Origin of the sequence: Polaribacter irgensii 23-P, from assembly GCF_000153225.1 — a bacterium.
Taxonomy (GTDB): Bacteria; Bacteroidota; Bacteroidia; order Flavobacteriales; family Flavobacteriaceae; genus Polaribacter; species Polaribacter irgensii.
In genome coordinates this window covers 1279507-1299437 of record NZ_CH724148.1, presented here as the reverse complement: position 1 = coordinate 1299437, position 19931 = coordinate 1279507, and the positions used below count along the sequence as shown (strand labels likewise).

Annotated in this window: 20 protein-coding genes and 1 tRNA gene; 17 read left to right on the top strand and 4 right to left on the bottom strand. The window is 33.2% G+C overall.

The window, feature by feature from the left end; all coding sequences use genetic code 11:
- From PI23P_RS05790 to PI23P_RS05750, 9 genes are all read left to right on the top strand, one after another.
- On the top strand, nt 1-1021 hold a 1021-nt coding region (locus tag PI23P_RS05790; RefSeq protein WP_004569823.1), incomplete at its 5' end, for an amidohydrolase family protein.
- Nucleotides 1022-1179: 158 nt separating this feature from the next.
- Complete coding sequence (locus PI23P_RS05785; RefSeq protein ID WP_004569822.1) at nt 1180-1602, top strand: hypothetical protein; 423 nt, start codon at nt 1180-1182, stop codon at nt 1600-1602.
- A gap of 169 nt (nt 1603-1771) precedes the next feature.
- A complete protein-coding gene (locus PI23P_RS05780; protein ID WP_004569821.1) occupies nt 1772-2155 on the top strand; it encodes a hypothetical protein in 384 nt (127 codons plus the stop codon).
- 266 nt (nt 2156-2421) lie between these two features.
- Nucleotides 2422-2850 (top strand): hypothetical protein, encoded by a 429-nt coding sequence (locus tag PI23P_RS05775; protein WP_004569820.1) that lies wholly within the window; start codon nt 2422-2424, stop codon nt 2848-2850.
- 176 nt (nt 2851-3026) lie between these two features.
- A complete protein-coding gene (locus PI23P_RS05770) occupies nt 3027-3572 on the top strand; it encodes an AraC family ligand binding domain-containing protein (protein WP_238299984.1) in 546 nt (181 codons plus the stop codon).
- Nucleotides 3573-3608: 36 nt separating this feature from the next.
- On the top strand, nt 3609-3845 hold the full coding sequence (locus tag PI23P_RS12345; protein ID WP_081439185.1) for a helix-turn-helix domain-containing protein: 237 nt from the start codon (nt 3609-3611) through the stop codon (nt 3843-3845).
- A gap of 118 nt (nt 3846-3963) precedes the next feature.
- A complete protein-coding gene (locus PI23P_RS05765) occupies nt 3964-5043 on the top strand; it encodes a 3-keto-alpha-glucoside-1,2-lyase-like domain-containing protein (protein WP_004569818.1) in 1080 nt (359 codons plus the stop codon).
- A gap of 168 nt (nt 5044-5211) precedes the next feature.
- Nucleotides 5212-6804, top strand: coding sequence for an alpha/beta hydrolase (locus PI23P_RS05760; protein WP_004569817.1), 1593 nt, complete (start codon nt 5212-5214; stop codon nt 6802-6804).
- Nucleotides 6805-7760: 956 nt separating this feature from the next.
- A complete protein-coding gene (locus PI23P_RS05750; protein ID WP_004569815.1) occupies nt 7761-7943 on the top strand; it encodes a hypothetical protein in 183 nt (60 codons plus the stop codon).
- Nucleotides 7944-9171: 1228 nt separating this feature from the next.
- Here PI23P_RS05750 and PI23P_RS05735 read toward each other — a convergent pair.
- Nucleotides 9172-9244, bottom strand: a tRNA-Met gene (locus PI23P_RS05735).
- A 179-nt stretch (nt 9245-9423) separates the two neighbouring features.
- On the opposite strand from PI23P_RS05735, the gene era reads away from it, so the two are divergent.
- The 8 genes from era to PI23P_RS05695 all read left to right on the top strand — a co-directional run bounded on the left by era (nt 9424) and on the right by PI23P_RS05695 (nt 17567).
- Entirely contained in the window at nt 9424-10308 is an 885-nt protein-coding gene (era, locus tag PI23P_RS05730; protein ID WP_004569811.1) for a GTPase Era, read from the top strand.
- A gap of 147 nt (nt 10309-10455) precedes the next feature.
- Nucleotides 10456-11766 carry a ribosome biogenesis GTPase Der gene (gene der / locus PI23P_RS05725; protein WP_004569810.1) on the top strand — a complete coding sequence of 437 codons (1311 nt, stop codon included), beginning with the start codon at nt 10456-10458 and terminating at the stop codon, nt 11764-11766.
- 399 nt (nt 11767-12165) lie between these two features.
- Complete coding sequence (gene msrB, locus PI23P_RS05720; protein WP_004569809.1) at nt 12166-12618, top strand: peptide-methionine (R)-S-oxide reductase MsrB; 453 nt, start codon at nt 12166-12168, stop codon at nt 12616-12618.
- A gap of 1 nt (nt 12619) precedes the next feature.
- Nucleotides 12620-13156, top strand: coding sequence for a peptide-methionine (S)-S-oxide reductase MsrA (msrA, locus tag PI23P_RS05715; RefSeq protein ID WP_004569808.1), 537 nt, complete (start codon nt 12620-12622; stop codon nt 13154-13156).
- Nucleotides 13157-13286: 130 nt separating this feature from the next.
- Entirely contained in the window at nt 13287-14843 is a 1557-nt protein-coding gene (locus tag PI23P_RS05710) for a protein adenylyltransferase SelO (RefSeq protein WP_004569807.1), read from the top strand.
- A gap of 12 nt (nt 14844-14855) precedes the next feature.
- On the top strand, nt 14856-15800 hold the full coding sequence (locus PI23P_RS05705; protein ID WP_004569806.1) for an aldo/keto reductase: 945 nt from the start codon (nt 14856-14858) through the stop codon (nt 15798-15800).
- Nucleotides 15801-15947: 147 nt separating this feature from the next.
- On the top strand, nt 15948-16967 hold the full coding sequence (locus tag PI23P_RS05700) for an XdhC family protein (RefSeq protein WP_004569805.1): 1020 nt from the start codon (nt 15948-15950) through the stop codon (nt 16965-16967).
- A gap of 3 nt (nt 16968-16970) precedes the next feature.
- Nucleotides 16971-17567, top strand: a complete 597-nt coding sequence (locus PI23P_RS05695; RefSeq protein ID WP_004569804.1) for a nucleotidyltransferase family protein — start codon at nt 16971-16973, stop codon at nt 17565-17567.
- A 338-nt stretch (nt 17568-17905) separates the two neighbouring features.
- On the opposite strand, the gene PI23P_RS12340 is transcribed toward PI23P_RS05695, so the two are convergent.
- The 3 genes from PI23P_RS12340 to PI23P_RS05685 form a co-directional block, all read right to left on the bottom strand.
- Nucleotides 17906-18085, bottom strand: coding sequence for a TPM domain-containing protein (locus PI23P_RS12340; RefSeq protein ID WP_302846530.1), 180 nt, complete (start codon nt 18083-18085; stop codon nt 17906-17908).
- Nucleotides 18086-18429: 344 nt separating this feature from the next.
- Nucleotides 18430-18759, bottom strand: a complete 330-nt coding sequence (locus PI23P_RS05690) for a MerR family transcriptional regulator (RefSeq protein WP_004569801.1) — start codon at nt 18757-18759, stop codon at nt 18430-18432.
- 52 nt (nt 18760-18811) lie between these two features.
- A complete protein-coding gene (locus PI23P_RS05685; protein ID WP_004569800.1) occupies nt 18812-19780 on the bottom strand; it encodes a M23 family metallopeptidase in 969 nt (322 codons plus the stop codon).
- Nucleotides 19781-19931: the final 151 nt, after the last annotated feature.

The following is a 19931-nucleotide window of genomic DNA, read 5'->3' as shown; positions in this document are numbered from 1 at the left end:
TAAAGAAGATGTAAACAATGACGAAATTATTTCACCAATATTTTTTACAACAGGACCTAAACTAACAGGTCCAGAATTTATCGGAGATGATAATTTACAATTAACAAGTCCTAACGATGCCAAAGAAAAAGTAATTTCACACAAAAAAAGAGGTTACGATTTTATTAAAACTTACTATGGTTTAACTGAAGATATTTTCGATGCTGTAGTTGAACAAGCAATTATTTCTGATATGGATATTGTAGCACATCCTTCTCAAAAAGTACCCTATTCATATCATTTTAATCCGCAGATAAAATCAATAGAACATGCAGAGGACATTATTCAACAACCCTTAAATTACAACTTGTCAGATACACTAAAGTTAAAAGAAGTAATTAACGATTTCTCTAAATCAAAACATACTTGTTTTAGTCCAACTTTAACAGTTTACAACAACATCTATCAAATGCTTATTGATGATAATATTTTAGAATCAGAACAGTTGCAATTCATCAATCCTCTTATTAAAAAGGTCGATAGTAAAGCACAGTTTGACAGGTGGTACAACACTAAAAGAAGAGATTCTTCCATTGTAAAGGCTATAAAGGATCAGCATAATTTGCACATAAAAATCATTAAAGAATTACATAAAGAGGGTGTTACTTTAATTTGCGGAACAGATGCTGGAATAGGCGTAACTATTCCTGGATCTTCAATTCATCAAGAACTTGCATTCTATAAAGAAGCAGGACTTTCCAATTATGAAGTGCTTAAAACAGCTACAATAAATGCTTCCAAAACGCATTCGATTATGAACAATATGGGAACCATTGACGTTGGTAAAATTGCAAACTTACTATTAGTAGATAACAATCCTTTATTGGACTTATCTGCATTGCAAAACCCAACAACTGTTTTTATAAAGGGTAGAAAATTGAACAAAGATTCTCTTAATAATTTTGATGAAAAGGCAAGGAATCGTAAAAACTTAATAGCATCTGCCGTTAGATACTTAGAAAACTTGATATTTGAAAAATAAATAATGGCAACACCGTGTATAATTAATTGCTGATTTTAGCCAATTAACGAAAGTCCATACGGACTCTCTAGGGGTTGTTTTATTTATTAAGTTAGTGCTTTAAAACGCGCAACTAATCTTATACAAACACGTTAGCAAAAAGCAAAAAAACACTCGTAATGAAAATAAAATTTAAGAAAAAAAGACTTTATGTAAATTTAATACTCGGATTTGTTTGGATTGGACTTGGTATTTTCAGTCTATTAGAAGATGAAAGTTTAAGATGGACTGATTATGGCTATTTGCTTGCAGGGTTTTTATATCTTGGACATTATTTATATGATTTAAACAATCAGTATCTGACAATTGAAAACGGAACGATTCGAAAAAATGCATTATACGGATTTAGAAAAAAAATTGAATTAAACGACATAAATTCTATTAAAAAATTCGCTGGAGATTATACTCTAAAAACAGAAACAAAAGAATTGAAAATTAATACGGAATTGATTGACGAAAAATCACTTGTGGAATTAAATAGAATACTAGCGGAATTAAATTTATCATCTGAAAAAAATACCATTTGCGAACATCGTGTATAATTAATTGCTGGTTCTCGCTTACTCACGAAAATCCTCGCGGATTTTTTAGTTGGTTTTGTATTTACTAAATTAGTTGCTTAAAACACTTAACTAATCTTATACCAAACGTTGCCTTTAATTGTAAAAAACAGAAAGAAGAATAAAAATTGAATAAAAAAGAAAAAGATTTATGAAAAAAACCTACTTCAGCTTAACCGGGTTTATTATTTTAATATCAATAAACTATATTTTAAGTAATTATACAAAACAAGATATAACAGGAAGTCTAAATAATATTGATTTTTATAAGATTATTAAGCAAAGTTTACAACCACAATTAGTCTTTCTATTAATTATATTTTTCTCCAGAGAAAACATCAAAGCTCCTATTTTTTCTATGTTCATGTTTGGATATATAATTATTGAACTTATTTTAAGGTATTTCAATGGAAAAGAAATAATTGAATATAATTATGCAATTGGAATGGCATTAGGAATAATACTAGTGTTCGTAATTGAATCATTAAAAGAAAAATTTATTATCAAAGGAAAACAAATAAAGAATGATAATTAACAGGTGGAATTGAAAATTAAAACGTTGAATAAAGAATAAGCCAAAAACAACTAAAAGGCAACACCGTATAAAATTAATTGCTAGTTATCGCCTATCTACGAAAGTCCTCACGGACTTTCTTGGTTACTATTTTATTTGCTAAATTAGTTGCTAAATTAGTTGCTAAATTAGTTGCTTAAAGCACGCAAATAACCTTATACAAACAAGTTGTGTGTAATTTGACGCAACTAAATCGGAATTTGAACATCTATTAAAAAAATAAAATCATGAAAAATTTGATTTACTTATTTATTCTGACTTTAGGAATTATTTCTTGTAGTTCCGATAATACAACTGAAATTAATAATTCAGACTTGATTGGAGAGTGGAGTTGGACAAATACTGATGGAGGAATTGCAGCACATATTCATGAAACACCAGAAACTACTGGAAAAATAATTCATCTGAATTTAATCGGAAACTATGAATATTCAGTAACCGAAAACGGAACTAAAATATCAAGTGGGATTTATAAATTGATTATGAAAAAATCTATTTATTCTGGAGAAATGGAAAGATTTATTCAATTACCTGAAAACCAACAATACATAGGGATTGTTACAAGAGGAATAATTAAGACTTACGAAATTAATAAACTTGATATTTCTGACAATAATCACGACGGAATTGGTAGTGGTTTTGAAAAAATAGAATAAAAACTATACACAACACCGTGTATAATTCATTGCTTGCTTCTAGCCTACTTAAGAAAGTCCTCGCGGACTTTTTATCTGTAATTTATTTACTAACTATAGTACTTAAAACACGCCACTAATCTTATACAAACACATTGTAAATCATATAAGAAACCACAAACAAAAAGAATTAAGATTTGATCACATTTCATTTTGAAAAAGAAAAATATGGATTTGAACTTCTAATGGATTTGCATAAATTCGAAACAAATCCTACTGTATTTATTGAAAATTCCTTTCATACTAATGACTTTTTTGAAATTTTCATTTTTGAAAAAGCAAAAGGTTATCTTGAGTTAAATGGAGATAGATTAAATATTGGAGAACACTCCCTATTTTTTATTTCACCACACCAAAAAAAAAGCTATGAAATAGACCTTTCAGATATTAAGGGCTTTCATCTTGTTTTTCAAAATGATTTTTTATCTGATTTTTTTGACGACAAACTCTTTGTGTATAGACTTCAATACTTTTACAATTCAAAATACCCGCAATACTTAAAGCTACCAAAGAGGGAATATGATAAAATTCAATTTATATTAAATGAAATCATCTCTGAAATAAATGATTTTCAAAACAATAGCATTCATATTATTAGATCTCTTTTATATTTCCATCTATCAAAAATAAACAGGCTACTCTCAAAACATTACAATCTTTCACCAGAAACCCAGGGAAGTTGAACTGCTTACAGGTTAAAAGAAAAATTAGAATTACATATCCGGCAATTTCATTCTGTAGCTGCGTATTGTAAAATTCTGAACACCTCCAGACAGCAATTAAATAAGATTACAAAAGCGTACTTTGGATACACTGCTAAAGAAATTATCCATTTTAGATTACTGCAGGAAATTAAAATGGAATTAAGTTATTCTAATAAAACTATTTCTGAAATTGCAGACGTCCTAAATTTTTGTGAAGCCAATAATCTTACACGCTTTTTCAATAGGCTCTAGGATACTACCCCAAGTATGTATCGTAAATTACCAAAATGATCGTCATTTATTATAAAATGATATGTTCTTTGCAAGTACGAAGAGCAACCTTTGCAAATATTAAAAAATCGAAAATACTATGAAATACTTATTCTGCTTCAATTTTTTTATCACCCTACTTAGCTTGCAATTATCATCTGCACAAAATAACGCCACTGATATTCCTATGAATTCTTCAAACTGGAAAATACACAAAGGAACTTCTACTTTTGAAACATTTGACAATAGAGAAACACTTCTTCTAAATGGCAAAGCTTTTGTGAAAAACAAAAAATTCTCAAATGGAACGATAGAGGTTGATGTATTCGCCAATAAAAATAGGAGTTTTGCAGGTATCATTTTTAGAAAACAACAAGACACTATGGAAGAAGTCTATATGAGGCTTCATAAATCTAACCAAGCTGATGCAATACAATACTCGCCAAGTTATGATGATGAGCTTACTTGGCAATTATATAAAGAATACCAAGCCAATGTTACTTTTAAAAATAAAGGTTGGAATAACTTACGTATTGAAGTAAACAATAATACTACTGAGGTTTTTATTAATGATGCAAAGGTGCTTACGGTAGAGAATCTTAGAACGGCAGACAATAACGGAGAAATTGGCTTATTTGCGCTATTTAATAATAGGTTTTCGAATTTTAGATTTACGAGTAACGAGGTTGCTAGCAAAACGAATAAAGAAACTAAAAATAAGAAAGAATCTAACATTATATCACAATGGAATATTACAAAAGCATTTCCATTTAGTGAAGATGAATTACGTTTCAATAGTTTTTCAAAAGAGAAATTCGCAACTGTTACAACTGAAAGTTCAGGTTTACTTCCATTCTCAAAATTTATTAAAAAGCGGTCATCAGGTAATTTCGAAAAAAACAAAGAAGTCTATGCTGTGGCTTCAACTAGTATTGAATCAAATAACAATCAAGTAAGGCTATTTTCATACGATTATAGTGATAAAATAATAGTCTATTTAAATGGGGTAGCACTTTTTAGAGGTAACAACGCATTTCGATCTAAAGGCTTACAATACCAAGGACACATAGATATTAATGCTAACAAATTATATTTGAATTTAAAAAAAGGTAAAAATACACTTCATTGTGCTGTTATCGACAAAGCAAATGGTTGGGGCTTAATTGGGAAGCTGGAATAATACCCTTTACACCATTTATAATTTATTGCTAGTTCGAGCTTGCTTACGAAAATCCTCGTTGATTTTCTGCTCAGTTTTTATTTATTAAATTAGCTGCTTAGCTACTCAAAAAACCAAATACAAACACTTTGTGCGCGAGTCAAATCAACCAACAAACAATTGAAGTACATGAAAAATACCACACTACTATCATTTTTAATTCCTGTTTTTTTTATTACAAACATTACGTATGCTAATTCATTTGGTAAAGACCAAGAATTACTCGAAGGAATGAAACTTAAAAAAATATTGTCAGCATCGGAAGAACATATTTATACAGTAAGTTTGGAAAATGGGATGTCAATATTAGCTCAAATTAATCAAATGGGAATTGATCTTGTTATTGATATTCGCAGCCCTAACGGTAGACTTATAAATCAACTTGACAGCCCCAATGGAGAAAATGGCATTGAAGTCATTGATTTTACAGCTACCATATCGGGGAAATTTAAACTTGTAGTACGCACTCTTAACAAAAAAGCCAAGAAAGGAAACTATGTTATACAAGTGGATAAGATTTTATCATTAGAAAATAATGCTAAACGTGTTGCTAAAAAGGAACTTCCAACTGAAACTTTATATGCTTTATGGGAGTCCTCATTAAACGATAAAAATGCAATTGATAATTTCATTAATAAACAAGCAGAAAAACACATTATCGAGCCAATTAAAGGGAACGATTCGGATATGCTAATTACATTTTTTTGCGTGCCTGACGGAGATACCGAATATGCCATGCAAAGTGGAGGTCGGGATTTTTTAGGGTTAAGATTTCGAAGGTTAGGAAAAACAAAACTCTTTTTTGTTACACAAATGGTTGCAAACGATGCCCGGTTTAATTACGGTTTCAATTTTTTTAAACTATATAAAGCAGGACCAAATGGAGAAATTGAAATGCGTCATGTAGTGCATTCTTATGATGGCTTAGTTGTTATGCCAAACGCACCTAAACAACCTTATATTATTGAAAAAGAGGGGGTTTCTAAAGGTAAGGTTTCAGAAATTTCTCTCAAAAGTACATTCTTGAATGAAAAACGAAAAATTACAGTGCACACACCTGCCAATTATAATGAAAAACTACCTCATAATTTATTAATTGTTTTTGATGGAGAATCTTATGGTGGAAGAGTTGGAAGAAGGGCAAGAATACCAACACCAACTATTCTTGACAATTTAACAGCCGAAAATAAAATCACACCAACAGTTTCAATTTTAGTTTGGAATATGGGTAAAAGAGAAAAGGACTTGCTAAGTGACCGTTTTTCTGACTTTATTGCAAAAGAACTGATTCCTTGGACTCGCTCAAATTATAATATCCATCCAAAATCAAATAAGGTTATTGTTGCAGGTTCAAGTAGAGGTGGTTTCGCTGCAAGTTATATTGCTCTCAATAATTCTGATATTATTGGAAATGTCCTTTCGCAATCTGGTTCATACTGGATAAAAGGAACCAAAAATGAAAACCATTGGACATATCCAAAAGACGAAGGAAAATTGATTAAAGAGTTTAAAAAAAGTCAACGATTACCTATAAAATTTTATATGGATGTTGGACTTTATGACGCAGGCGCATCGATGCTTGGAATGAATAGAGAATTACGAGATATTTTAAAAATAAAAGGATATGAAGTAGATTATAACGAATTTAATGGAGGACATAGTCACGTAAACTGGAGAGGAACGTTTTCAAACGGACTAATATCATTAATCGGAAAAAAATAAAACCTTTACATAACACTGTTTAAAAATAATAGTGGTTTCAGAACTAAATTTAAAGTGAGTTTTTTTTATAAAGTTTAGTGATAAATTGAAGAACCAGTACCTTAAAATGTACTACTATTTTTATACCAAACGGCTGGCAGTAATGAATGAAAAAACATTCAATTTAATTCATATAATTGAATCAAAATATTTTCTTCACGAATTAGGAATAATACTATATCCAAAAAGTATATTTATCATTACTTCAAACATTGTTACTGAAGTAAAAGGAGCATTAATTATGAACCAAGTTAAAACGGAGTCTCATAAAAGCGAATTCAAAGAATATTTAGATAAATTAGTTTAGGTAACACCGTATATAATTAATTGCTGGTTTTAGCCAATTTCCGAAAGTCCAAACGGACTTTCTTGATTTGTGTTTTATTTAGTAAATTCACAGCTTAAAACACGCAGCTAACCTAACACATAAACGTTGCACAACATATGACCAAAATTGATAATTTAAACTAATAATTTGAAAAAGTATATAAAACATTTGATTTCCTTCCTTCTGATTTTCCTTCTGACGGTTAACGAGTGTTCTATATATTTTCAGGTAAATTCTTCGAAATATCACCAAATCGCACAAACTAATATCCGAAAAGAATTTAGCCCTAAATATTCGAAATTGTATGTTTATGGAAAACAGCTTCTTTCAGAACAAATATTGGTTACGCTCATTTCATATCTCGACCTCCGAGAGGTTCATAGTATTCAAATTATAGGAGTTTTAAAATTACAAATTGAGAGATTTCAAAAAATAAGTTCATTAATAGCACGATACGTATTCTTGAATAAAAAATTCGTAACCAGCAATCAGTATCCAAGTTTATACATAGCATAGATTTTTCTCTATGTGAATATGCACTTTGTTGCATAAATGATAAGAAAATGTCAAACCATCTATCATTATTAAAATGTATAAACAAAAGAATAAAACCAGTTTAGAGAAATCCAATCATATTGGTCATTGGATAAAAAGAAAAATTATATTAATCGTTACTGCATTTATGCTTGGAATGTCAAATGCCATGTATGATGAAGATAAAATGAGTAATGGAAATCAATATCATACCGAACAAAAAGATAAAAAAGATTAAACAAATAATAGATAAAAACGTTGCACAACACCGTATGTAACTCATTTACGTATTATTGACTATTTACAAGAGTCCTTGTGGACTTTCTATTCAGTTATTATTTATTATCCTCATTACTTAACGACCGCAGCTAATCAAAGACATTCGCTAGAAATTAACAGAGACTATGAAGCACCCAGGAGAATTGTTAGAAAAAACTATCAGCTTGATCCAACAAAACCTTTTGAGCTCTTTTCATTAAAAATATTTAATTCTCAATCAAAACTCGAAATAACGCTAGATTTTGTTGTTGCCGCTTGTCCTTGGGAACGCGCAAAAAATTTACTTTATAATCTTTAAAACAATACTATTCCACCACGTAGACGTAAAATTGAGCAATAGTTTAGGGTTGTAATAGCACAATCTTTCCGTACAAACGATTCTTAAAGCACTGCAGTATTTAAACCTAAAATATTTAGGATAGGTTGACTTAGACGTACCTTTTAAGGATATTACCTTTAAAAAAAATGTGTGTTTTACATTAGACACGTCAATTTTTTTTCATTTCCGCTCCATCTCTGGCTCTAAAACAATTTGAAAACTCTCTGCATTCGCAATTAGCCGTTCCACTGCTGCACTTAAAATAGTTTCTTTTTGACACGTAGTCTACGTTTTGTAATGCCGTACTACAATTATTTAAATAAGATTCATTCTAAAAGATTAGGGTCTAACCAAGAATTGAGTCCAAAAAGTCACAAGCAAAACATAGATTGTTGCAAGATTTTTACTCTATTAAAAATTGGTTTTAGCTGAGAAACCTTAACTAATTTTTCTATTATATAGAGCTCCAGGATCAAGATAAAAGCACCACCCTTTATCAAGAATTGCATTTCGTGCATCTAAAAAACGTTTTGACGAAATCCAAATCGTTACATCTTCTTTATAAGTTTATAGCTCAGAATTAATTTAACCTTAAAATAAAACACTGAAAAAGAGATTTTTACATTAATGTAAACACGAAAGTTGCGTGCACAAAAAAACAGACTATTCTCAACAATTCCTTCTTGCTTTTAGTATTTACCTAGTCGCGGGAATTGGATTCTTTGCTGCACTTCATTTCGGAAAGGGCAAAGAAAAGAAAAAGCAAAAAATGCTTTCAGGTATTTTTTATCCTTCCTTAAAAATTAAAAACCATTATAGTTTCTACAAACACAAAAAAACCTCTTGATTTCTCAAGAGGCCTTATTAGTAGCGGGAACTGGACTCGAACCAGTGACCTTCGGGTTATGAGCCCGACGAGCTACCTACTGCTCTATCCCGCGATATACTTCAAAAACAAGAACTTAGCTTTAAACTTTCGACTCATAAAATCGATATCCTGTTTGAGACTGCAAATATACAACTTAACTAAACAATAGACCAAACTTTTTTTTACTATTTTATTAATAATTTTTAATGCCCTAAATTCTAATCAACTACAAAAAGGAATTACCTTTGCCCCATGACACATAAAGCTGGTTTTGTAAATATAATAGGAAATCCTAACGTAGGAAAATCCACATTAATGAATGCTTTGGTAGGTGAAAAACTATCAATCATTACCGCGAAAGCGCAAACAACAAGACATCGCATCTTGGGAATTGTTAATGAAGAAGACTATCAAATTGTGTTCTCTGATACACCAGGAATTATAAAACCTGCCTACGAATTGCAATCTTCAATGATGGATTTTGTAAAATCTGCATTTGAAGACGCAGACATTCTAATTTATATGGTAGAAGTTGGCGAGAAAGAACTAAAAAATGAAGCTTTTTTTCACCGCATTTTACATAGTGAAATTCCAGTGATTTTACTTTTAAATAAAATAGACAAGTCTTCCCAAGAGGAAGTAGAAGAAAAGATTGAATACTGGAGAGATAAAGTTCCCAATGCAGATGTTTTTGTGATTTCTGCCCTAGAAAAATTTAATGTTCCCGCTGTCTTCGATAAGATCAAAGAATTGTTACCAGAAGGGCCTGCATTTTATCCAAAAGATCAATTAACAGATAAGTCAGAACGTTTTTTCGTCAATGAAAAAATCAGGGAAAAGATTCTAATACACTACAAGAAAGAGATTCCGTATTCTGTAGAAGTGGAAACAGAAGAGTTTACAGAAGAAGAAACAATTGTTCGCATTCGATCAATTATTATGGTAGAAAGAGAAACTCAAAAAGGAATCATCATTGGACACAAAGGAGCTGCGCTGAAAAGGGTTGGTGCCGAAGCAAGAAAAGATTTAGAAAAATTCTTTGAGAAAAAAGTATTTATCGAGTTGTATGTAAAGGTCAATAAAAACTGGCGTAGTGACAAAATTCAGCTAAAACGTTTTGGATACAATCAAAAGTAAACTCCAGTACTCTTAATAAAACCATGTTTTGTTTTTAGTCTAATTAAAGAGTCAAATACCACCACAAACTGCTGTTTTTTAAAGACTTCATTTTTAGGCTCTTTCTTACAAGCTTAAATTGTACCTTTGCAAAAAATTTCAATTCAGATGAATAGTATTGTTGCCATTGTAGGAAGACCAAATGTAGGAAAGTCCACCCTTTTTAATAGATTGGTACAGAGAAGAGATGCGATCGTAGATTCTGTTAGTGGCGTTACAAGGGACCGACATTATGGGAAGTCTGACTGGAATGGAAAAGAGTTTTCTGTTATTGACACCGGAGGATACAGCATTGGTTCAGATGATATTTTTGAAGAAGAAATAAGAAAACAGGTTACGTTAGCAATCGAAGAGGCAGACATCATTGTATTTGTTGTGGATGTTGAAGAGGGTATTACACCTATGGATGCTGAAGTCGCAAAAATTTTACGAAAAATAAAAAAGCCAATTTTTGTTACGGTTAATAAGGTAGACAATGCAATGCGAGATGCCAATGCTGTTGAGTTTTATAATTTAGGATTGGGTGGCTATCACACAATTTCTTCTATAAACGGAAGTGGAACTGGAGATTTATTAGATGCGATTGCAGCAAAAATGCCAGCGCCAGAAGCAGTAGACCTGGAACAAGTAGAATTACCGAGATTTGCTGTTGTTGGAAGACCAAATGCAGGAAAATCGTCGTTTATCAATGCTTTAATTGGTAAAGATAGAAATATCGTAACCAATATTGCTGGAACTACTAGAGACTCTATAGATACAAAATACAATCGTTTTGGATTTGACTTTAACTTAGTAGATACTGCTGGAATTAGAAAAAAATCAAAAGTAAAGGAAGATTTAGAATTTTACTCCGTAATGCGTGCAGTGCGTTCTATAGAATATGCAGATGTTATAATCTTAGTAGTAGATGCCACTCGTGGTTTTGAAGGTCAAGATCAAAGCATTTTCTGGCTCGCTGAAAAAAACAGAAAAGGAGTCATCATCTTAATAAACAAGTGGGATTTAGTAGAGAAAGAGACCAACACCATGCGTGATTTTGAAGCAATGGTTAGAAAACAAGTAGCCCCTTTTACAGACATACCCATTATCTTCACTTCCGTATTAACGAAACAACGTATCTACAAAGCTATTGAAAGTGCTGTTGAGGTTTTCGAAAGAAGAAAATTTAAAATAGCTACGAGTAAATTAAATGACGTTATGTTAGACGTCATAAAAAGCTATCCACCACCAGCAATAAAAGGAAAATTTGTAAAAATAAAATACTGTATGCAATTGCCTACACTAACGCCACAATTTGCATTTTTCTGTAATCTCCCTCAATACGTAAGAGAGCCGTACAAACGATTCTTAGAAAATAAACTAAGAGATCTTTACGATTTTTGTGGAGTACCAATTACGATCTATTTTAGACAGAAATAAACTTCGTCCATTTTCATTTGTCGCTTTAACCTTAAAGGCACAAATGATGCCTGTAATATTTTTGTACACAGCACCTTCAGAAAAAAGCTACTGCAATGGTGCGGCATTTCTATCGTTTAAAAAATTCAGGAATTCATCCGCATCTTTTGAACGGCGAAATCTTTAAATAAGCTTCAATATTTATGATTCAAAAAAGCAGGTCTGTTCTTTCTTTAATTATAATGGAATCTGAGATACTGTTAAAGAAAGACTAACACTTCGCAATGGTTTCTTTTTAATTGGATTTTTTCGTAATTTTAATCTCGATTATAGTGTTGGAGAAAGAGCGCATATTTTGTAATTTCAAAAGTCTTTTCACGACATATAAATCAAGAATTGAGAACCTATAAATAAGATAAGATGCTTACTTGGAAAGAAATTATTAGTTTTACCGCAAATAAAAATCCAACTCCAGAAAAAAGAGTTGAAAAATCAGAATCAGAATGGAAAACCATTCTAACACCTGAACAATATCGAGTTACCAGACAAAAAGGAACAGAAAGTCCACATACCGGAGCCTTGTGTTCTATCTATGACGAAGGGCAATACAACTGTGTTTGCTGCAATGCTCCATTATTTGATTCTACCATAAAATTTGATTCTAGCTCTGGTTGGCCAAGCTTCACACAACCCATTCAAAAAAATGCGATTAAATATCATAAAGATGTTTCTTTCGGTATGGTACGCGTTGAAGCAATGTGCAATAGTTGCGACGCACATTTAGGACATATTTTTCCTGATGGTCCCGCACCAAGTGGTTTGCGATATTGTGTGAATTCAGAAGCAATGAAATTAGAAAAAGACATCTCTTAAAATGAATAAAAATTTACAAGTTGCCACTATTGGCGGTGGTTGTTTTTGGTGTACAGAGGCGGTATTTCAAGAAGTTAAAGGAGTAGAAAAAGTAATTTCTGGCTATGCCGGTGGAAATGTTCCTGGTGAACCAACATACCGAGAAATTTGCTCTGGATTAACAGGGCATGCCGAAGTGATTGAAGTGACGTATGATGAGAGTATTATATCCTATGAGGACATTTTAGTCATTTTCATGACCACACATGATCCTACAACCTTAAACCAACAGGGTGCAGATAGAGGCACCCAGTACAGATCTGTCATCTACCACCACAATGAAATACAAGAACGAATTTCAAAAGAAGTGGTGCATCAAATTCAAGGCTACTATGAAGGTAAAATAGTAACCGAAATAAGTGCAGCACCTGTTTTTTATAAAGCAACACAAGAGCACCAAGACTTTTACAAGAACAATAATGGACAAGGATATTGTACCTATGTAATTGAACCAAAGTTGGCAAAGCTGCGCCAATTGCATGCCGACAAATTAAAATAATATAAAGCCACTCCAAGACCGTATATTTAAAATCCTTAAAAAATTAGGAGTGTAAAAAAACAAGACCGTTTACCTGGATTTTCAAAGACAAGAGGCTCCTAAGGCTTCTTTAACCACTAAAAACGATATTTTGAAACTACATATTAAAAATACATTTATAGAAGAAAATCCAGCAGATCCTGTGGAAGAAAATACGAGAAGACAAGTTGAAAAAGCTGCCTTTTCATATGTATTACCAAAGAAAACTTCCAACCCTAAAGTGCTGCATGTTTCAGAAGAAATGGCGAAGGAACTGCATATTTCCTCGGAAGAAACTGCTTCAGAATTTTTTCAGGATATTGTTACCGGAAACCAAATATATCCAGATACCAAACCCTACGCCATGTGCTACGCCGGCCACCAATTTGGCAATTGGGCAGGGCAGTTAGGCGATGGGCGGGCAATTAATTTATTTGAAGTGGAACACCAAAATAGAAATTGGAAAGTACAGCTCAAAGGTGCCGGTGAGACACCCTATTCTAGAACTGCAGACGGCCTCGCTGTTTTGCGTTCTTCTGTAAGGGAATACTTGTGCAGTGAAGCGATGTTTCATTTAGGCGTTCCCACAACTCGGGCCTTGTCTTTAAGTTTGTCTGGCGATTCTGTGCTGCGCGACATGCTGTATGACGGGCACCCAGCTTACGAAAAAGGAGCCATTGTCTCCAGAGCAGCGCCGTCTTTTTTGCGATTTGGAAGTTTTGAGATTTTTACAGCAAGAGAGGATACTAAAAATTTAAAAAACCTTGTTGATTACACCATAAAACACCATTTTCCACACTTAAACGCTACTTCAAAAGAAAACTATATTCAGTTTTTTAAAGAAGTCACAGAACGCACTTTGGGAATGATTATTCACTGGCAACGTATTGGTTTTGTCCATGGTGTAATGAACACAGACAACATGTCTATTTTAGGATTGACCATCGATTTTGGTCCTTATGGCTGGTTAGAAGGTTTTGACTTTGGCTGGACTCCAAACACTACAGACAACCAACACAAACGCTATAGATACGGAAATCAACCAAATATTGGTTTGTGGAATCTGTACCAACTTGCAAATGCTTTGTATCCTATTATCGAAGAGGTAGCTCCTTTAGAAGCGGTTCTAAATCAGTACAAGACGGACTTTGAAAGCAAATCACTGCAGATGATGCAATCAAAATTAGGATTTTTTAGCTCTGATAAAAAAGACATCGATTTAATTCAAAATCTAGAAGACCTCTTGCAATTGACAGAAACAGACATGACCATTTTCTTTCGGAATTTAAGCAAGTTCACAGAGGAATCGTCTGGTTTAAAGTTGATAGAAGACGCATTTTATGATCTAAAAAACATTTCTATAGAAATCAAAAGTAGCTGGAATTTGTGGTTTGAAAAATATGCAGAGCGTCTGCAAAAAGAGCCGCTCTCTCCGAAAGAAAGGACCGCGAAAATGAATGCTGTAAATCCAAAATATGTACTGAGAAATTACATGTCTCAAATGGCGATTGACGCTGCAGACGAGGGCGACTATGCTTTAATTGACGAATTATTTCAACTCCTGAAACAACCGTATTCCGAGCAACCTGATAAAGAAAAATGGTTTGCAAAAAGACCAGAATGGGCCAGAGATAAGGCCGGATGTTCGATGTTGTCTTGTAGCTCTTAAAAAAAACATACTATGAAATTAGGACTGGGCACCGCAGCCTTAGGAAGACCACAGTATATTAATGTGCGCACAGAAAATATTCAAAAAACAAACTTGGCTTCTTTTAGAGCCCAAAGTTTTTCTGTCTTAGAAGAGGCGTATTCTTTAGGTGTGCGTTATTTCGACACTGCTCCTGGATATGGCTTAGCAGAAGAGCTCGTATTAGAATGGCTGCAAACAAAAAATGATCCAACCATAGAAATTGCTACAAAATGGGGCTATACCTACACAGCCAACTTTGATGAAGATGCTACTGTACACGAAATAAAAGAGCACAGTCTGGCAAAATTAAACGAACAATGGAGCTTCTCTAAGCAACTGTTGCCCAATCTAAAAGTATATCAAATACACTCAGCAACAATGGCAACTGGCGTATTAAAAAACCAAGCGGTCTTAGCGAAACTCGCTACTTTAAAAAAAGAACACGGTATCAAAATTGCCCTCACCACAACAGGAGTAAATCAGGTGGAAGTGCTAAAAAAAGCGTTGGACATCCAAATCAACGGAAACCAACTTTTTGATCTATTCCAGGTCACTTATAATTTTTTAGAACAAAGTCTACAAGAATATGCACAAGAACTCATTCAGCAAAAAAAGACAATTGTAATTAAAGAAGCACTGGCAAATGGCCGTGTTTTTAAAAATAAAAACTACCAACAATACCATTTACTTTACAAAGTTTTGGCCACTTTATCTCAAAAACACCAAGTAGGTATCGATGCCATTTCTTTGAGATACTGCGCTCAAAAAATTCCTGAAAGCACTATTTTAAGTGGAGCAAGCAATCTCGTACAATTACAAGAAAATTTAAAAGCACATACCTTTGCGTTGAGTAGCGAAGATCTTTTGCTCTTAGACAGCTTCAAAATATCTTCGCCGCACTATTGGTCTGAGAGAGAAAAACTAACGTGGAACTAAACCACCCCGTCTCTGATAAAAAAATTGCATCCCTTACAAAATTGTATAGCACACTATTATTTAAAAGTTAGAGAAACACGCTTGTAAGTGTGTAGTTCCTTTTAAAGTTTTATCTTAGTAACGTAACTAAAAATGTTGCATTTATACATGTTGTACGAACTTAAAGAAATCATTCAAAAAGCCGCTATAAATCAAAAAAAAGGACTTAAAAACGTGCTAGTAACTGTGGTTGACCTCAAGGGTTCTTCCTATAGAAAACCAGGAGTCCGCATGCTAATTTCAAGTGACAATTCGTATACGGGTGCAGTAAGTGGCGGATGTGTAGAAAAGGAAATTATCAAAAGAGCGCAAACGGTGTTTACCGATTGTACCGCGAAAGTAATCACTTATGATGGTCGATACCGCTTGGGTTGCGAAGGGATTTTATATATTTTAATTGAGCCATTAATACTCTCTAAATCCTTTCTAAATGCGTTTATGACCGCACTGGAAAACAGAGAAACTTTACAAATTATCACTTATTATAAAAAACAAGATGAAGCTATTGGAAACTATGGTTCTGTACTTCGCTTAAAAAATGGAAACCAATTTATCTTATCAGCATCCTTAACCTTAAAAAGTTTAGATGCGCCAAAAATCTATACACAAGAACTAACACCTTTATTTCAACTAATTATCATTGGTGGAGAACACGACGCCATAAAACTATGCAGAATAGCAGCAAACTTAGGTTGGCAGGTAACAGTCATCACAGGCGCAAAAGATTCTAAGTCAATAGCTGATTTCCCCGGAGTAGACACCCTAATTGGAGCAACACCAGAAACCTTTCAATTTTCAAATATTGAGAAGAATACTGCAATTGTGTTAATGAACCACAGTTATGTACAAGATTTAAAGTATCTCGTACATTTGACAAAACATCAACCAAAATACATTGGTATTTTAGGAGCTCCCAACAGAAGAGAAAAACTTTTCAATGAACTTTTTGAGTTTGCCCCAGATACCACAGAAGAATTTTTAGATTGCATCTATACGCCGGCAGGCTTAAATATTGGTGCCAAAACACCAGAAGAAATCGCAATCGCTATCATCGCTGAAATCTTAGCGGTGCTAAGAGAAAAAAACGGAGCATCATTGCGAAATCTGAACGGAAAAATTTACAATTAAACGATGAAAAATATTGCTGTTTTAGTCTTGGCTGCGGGTACATCTTCCCGAATGAAACGTCCAAAACAATTGGTTAAAATTGGAAACAACTTTCTGTTAGAAATGGTTTTATCAAAAGCTAAATCGCTCAATGCTAAAGACGTGTACTGTGTCCTTGGAGCAAATAGTACAAGGATTAGAAAGGAAATTTCATCTCCTAATATTCACTTCTTAACACACCTCAAATACAAAAAAGGACTCAGTGCTAGCATTGCTTTTGGCATTTCCCAAATAGCGCTTAAAAATCAAAACTATGATGCGGTTCTCATCCTTTTAGGAGATCAACCTGCAATAGAAAAAGACTATTTAAATGCTATGATTACTTTATTTTGCGAAGACACAGCCATCGTTATAGCGTCCAACTATGGTAATAAATTAGGCGTTCCAGCACTATTTCCACAAAGTTACTTTTCAATATTGCAGGAACTATCGGGAGATTTTGGTGCAAAAAATATTCTAAATGGAAATGACAAAGTACACGCTTTCAGCAAAAAAACCAACTTTACAGACATTGATACTGAAGACGACCTCCACGCATTTAAAAAAACACTTTTAAGATAATACTTTCTTCTTGGCCCTCGAGCATTGTATGTCGGAGTAATTGAAAACAATAATGATGTAGAAACAATTTTATTTCTATTTACCACCTTCCTCCCGCACCTCCGCGACTAAAACCACCGCCGTCAAAACCACTAGCTCCAGAAGAGTTGCCACCAAAACCACCCCTTCTGCGACCAACGTTACTTCAAATTACAGCTGTAAATATGGTATCTGTAAGGAAACCACCTTGAAAACCTCTGCCCCCACTTTTGTTCTTTTTGTTTACAAAAAACATAAGAACAAAAAAAAATCATCCGAACGATAAAAAATATAGCTTTTGCATTAGCACGGGATGCTGCTTATTTTCGAACGCTTTTGTATGCTCCATTCAACAGTTGATAAACAGTACCTACACCTTTGTCTAAACCAGCATGAAAATCCCTTTTCTTATATTCTAGAACAAGCACATTTTGAGTGATTTCTTCGATAATACCCGCGGTTAAAATCGGTTCCACTCCATATCCTAAAGCAATCCATATTTCTCGATCATTTTAAGCTAAAGGCATCGAGATACCATTGTCTTATATCCCTTGTCCTATTCCCCAATTCTCTGCCCTCCTTGGCGCATTGCAATTCCAACCTATTAATGAAAAATAACTGTACCCTCTTTATAATATGCAAGAGTAGCGTTTATTCCTTTAAAATACGAATACAATTATCCGTCTCAAAACTGCTTAACAGCATCTATAAAAAGATTCAAAAATTCCATATCTTGCTCCTAAAAACGTGCTCCTGGTAATACATCTTCTAATCGGTGAATGTCATAAAGAAGGTACTTTAGCATTTCTAGGCGTACGTATTTTTTTCAAAATGAAATGGGTTTTTATAGCTGGTTTTTAATCTTCACCAATTCGGCCTTTACAGCTTCTAACTTCGAAATAATATCGTGATGATATATCGTTGCGTCTGGATTCTTTTTTAGTTTTTGTTTTGCACCTTCTAAAGTAAAACCTCTTTCCTTTACCAAATTATAGATCAACTTGAGGTTTACAATATCTTCTGCAGTAAAAAGACGATTGCCCTTTGCATTTTTTTTTGGCTTTATAATATCAAATTCCTTTTCCCAAAAACGAATTAAGGATGTATTTACACTAAAAGCTCTTGCTACTTCACCAATCTTATAATACCTTTTTTCCGGCAAATCTATATGCATGTTCTCTAATCTTCAGGGGTTCTTTTTAAAAAAATGGAAAGTATTTTATAACTTAATCATAAGACTGCCCTTCCTCTTCAGACGCTTTCTGCATTGCTGCAAACTCTTCTGGTGTTAAATCTCCATAATAAAAATTAATAGGATTCAAAGGCCTACCATTTTTGTGTATCTCATAATGCAAATGCGCCGAAACAGATCTACCAGTATTCCCAACATAGCCAATTAAATCACCTCGTTTTACGGTCTGCCCGTTTACTGCTTTAATTTTGCTCATATGTGCATAGATCGTTTTATAACCGTAACCGTGCTCTATATACACAACTCTCCCAAAGGTTGCACTTCTTCCAGAACGCGTCACAGTGCCATTTCCGGAAGCATAAATTGGCGTGCCTATCGGAGCTGTAAAGTCCATTCCTTTGTGGAATTTTCTAATTTTTAAAATAGGGTGCATCCTCCATTTATAACCAGAAGCCATTCTTGTCAAGTCTACTAATTTAACAGGCAAAATAGCCGGAATTGATGCCAACATTTTCTCTTTTTCTTTTGCTAAAGTTACAATTTCATCCAAAGATTTAGACTGTACGACCAATTGTTTGGACAAAATATCTACATCCATGGTCAACTGCTTAATCATTTTAGAGTTGTCATAGCCTTCTAATCCCTTATACCGGTTTACCCCGCCAAAACCTGCTTTCCTTTGTTCGTCAGGTATTGGATTGGCCTCAAAATACATTCGATAGATATTATTGTCTCTTTCCTGCAACTCGTTTAAAATAGCAGAACTCTCACCAATTCGTTTGGATAATAAATCCAAATTAAGCTGTAAATTTTCATTTTCCCGGTTTACTGCTCTCTCGTTTGGCGACATAATTAGCTGACTAAAAACAATAAAACCAAAAAAGGCAATTAATAAAATGGCTAAAAAGCCAAAAATAGATTTCTTATAGTAATCGCTTTTCTTTACAGCAATTTTTCTGTAAGAAAGTGTATCTGCATCGTAATAATATTTTACTTTTGCCATAATGGTAAATATACTATATTAGTTTTTTAAAAATAAGATTTAAAGAAATCTCATTTTTAATAACTTGCTAATTTACAAAATGTTTTACAACTGCTTTTTAAAAGCATATTTTTAGAAAATATTAACACAACCCTCAACGCTGGAAACTTTT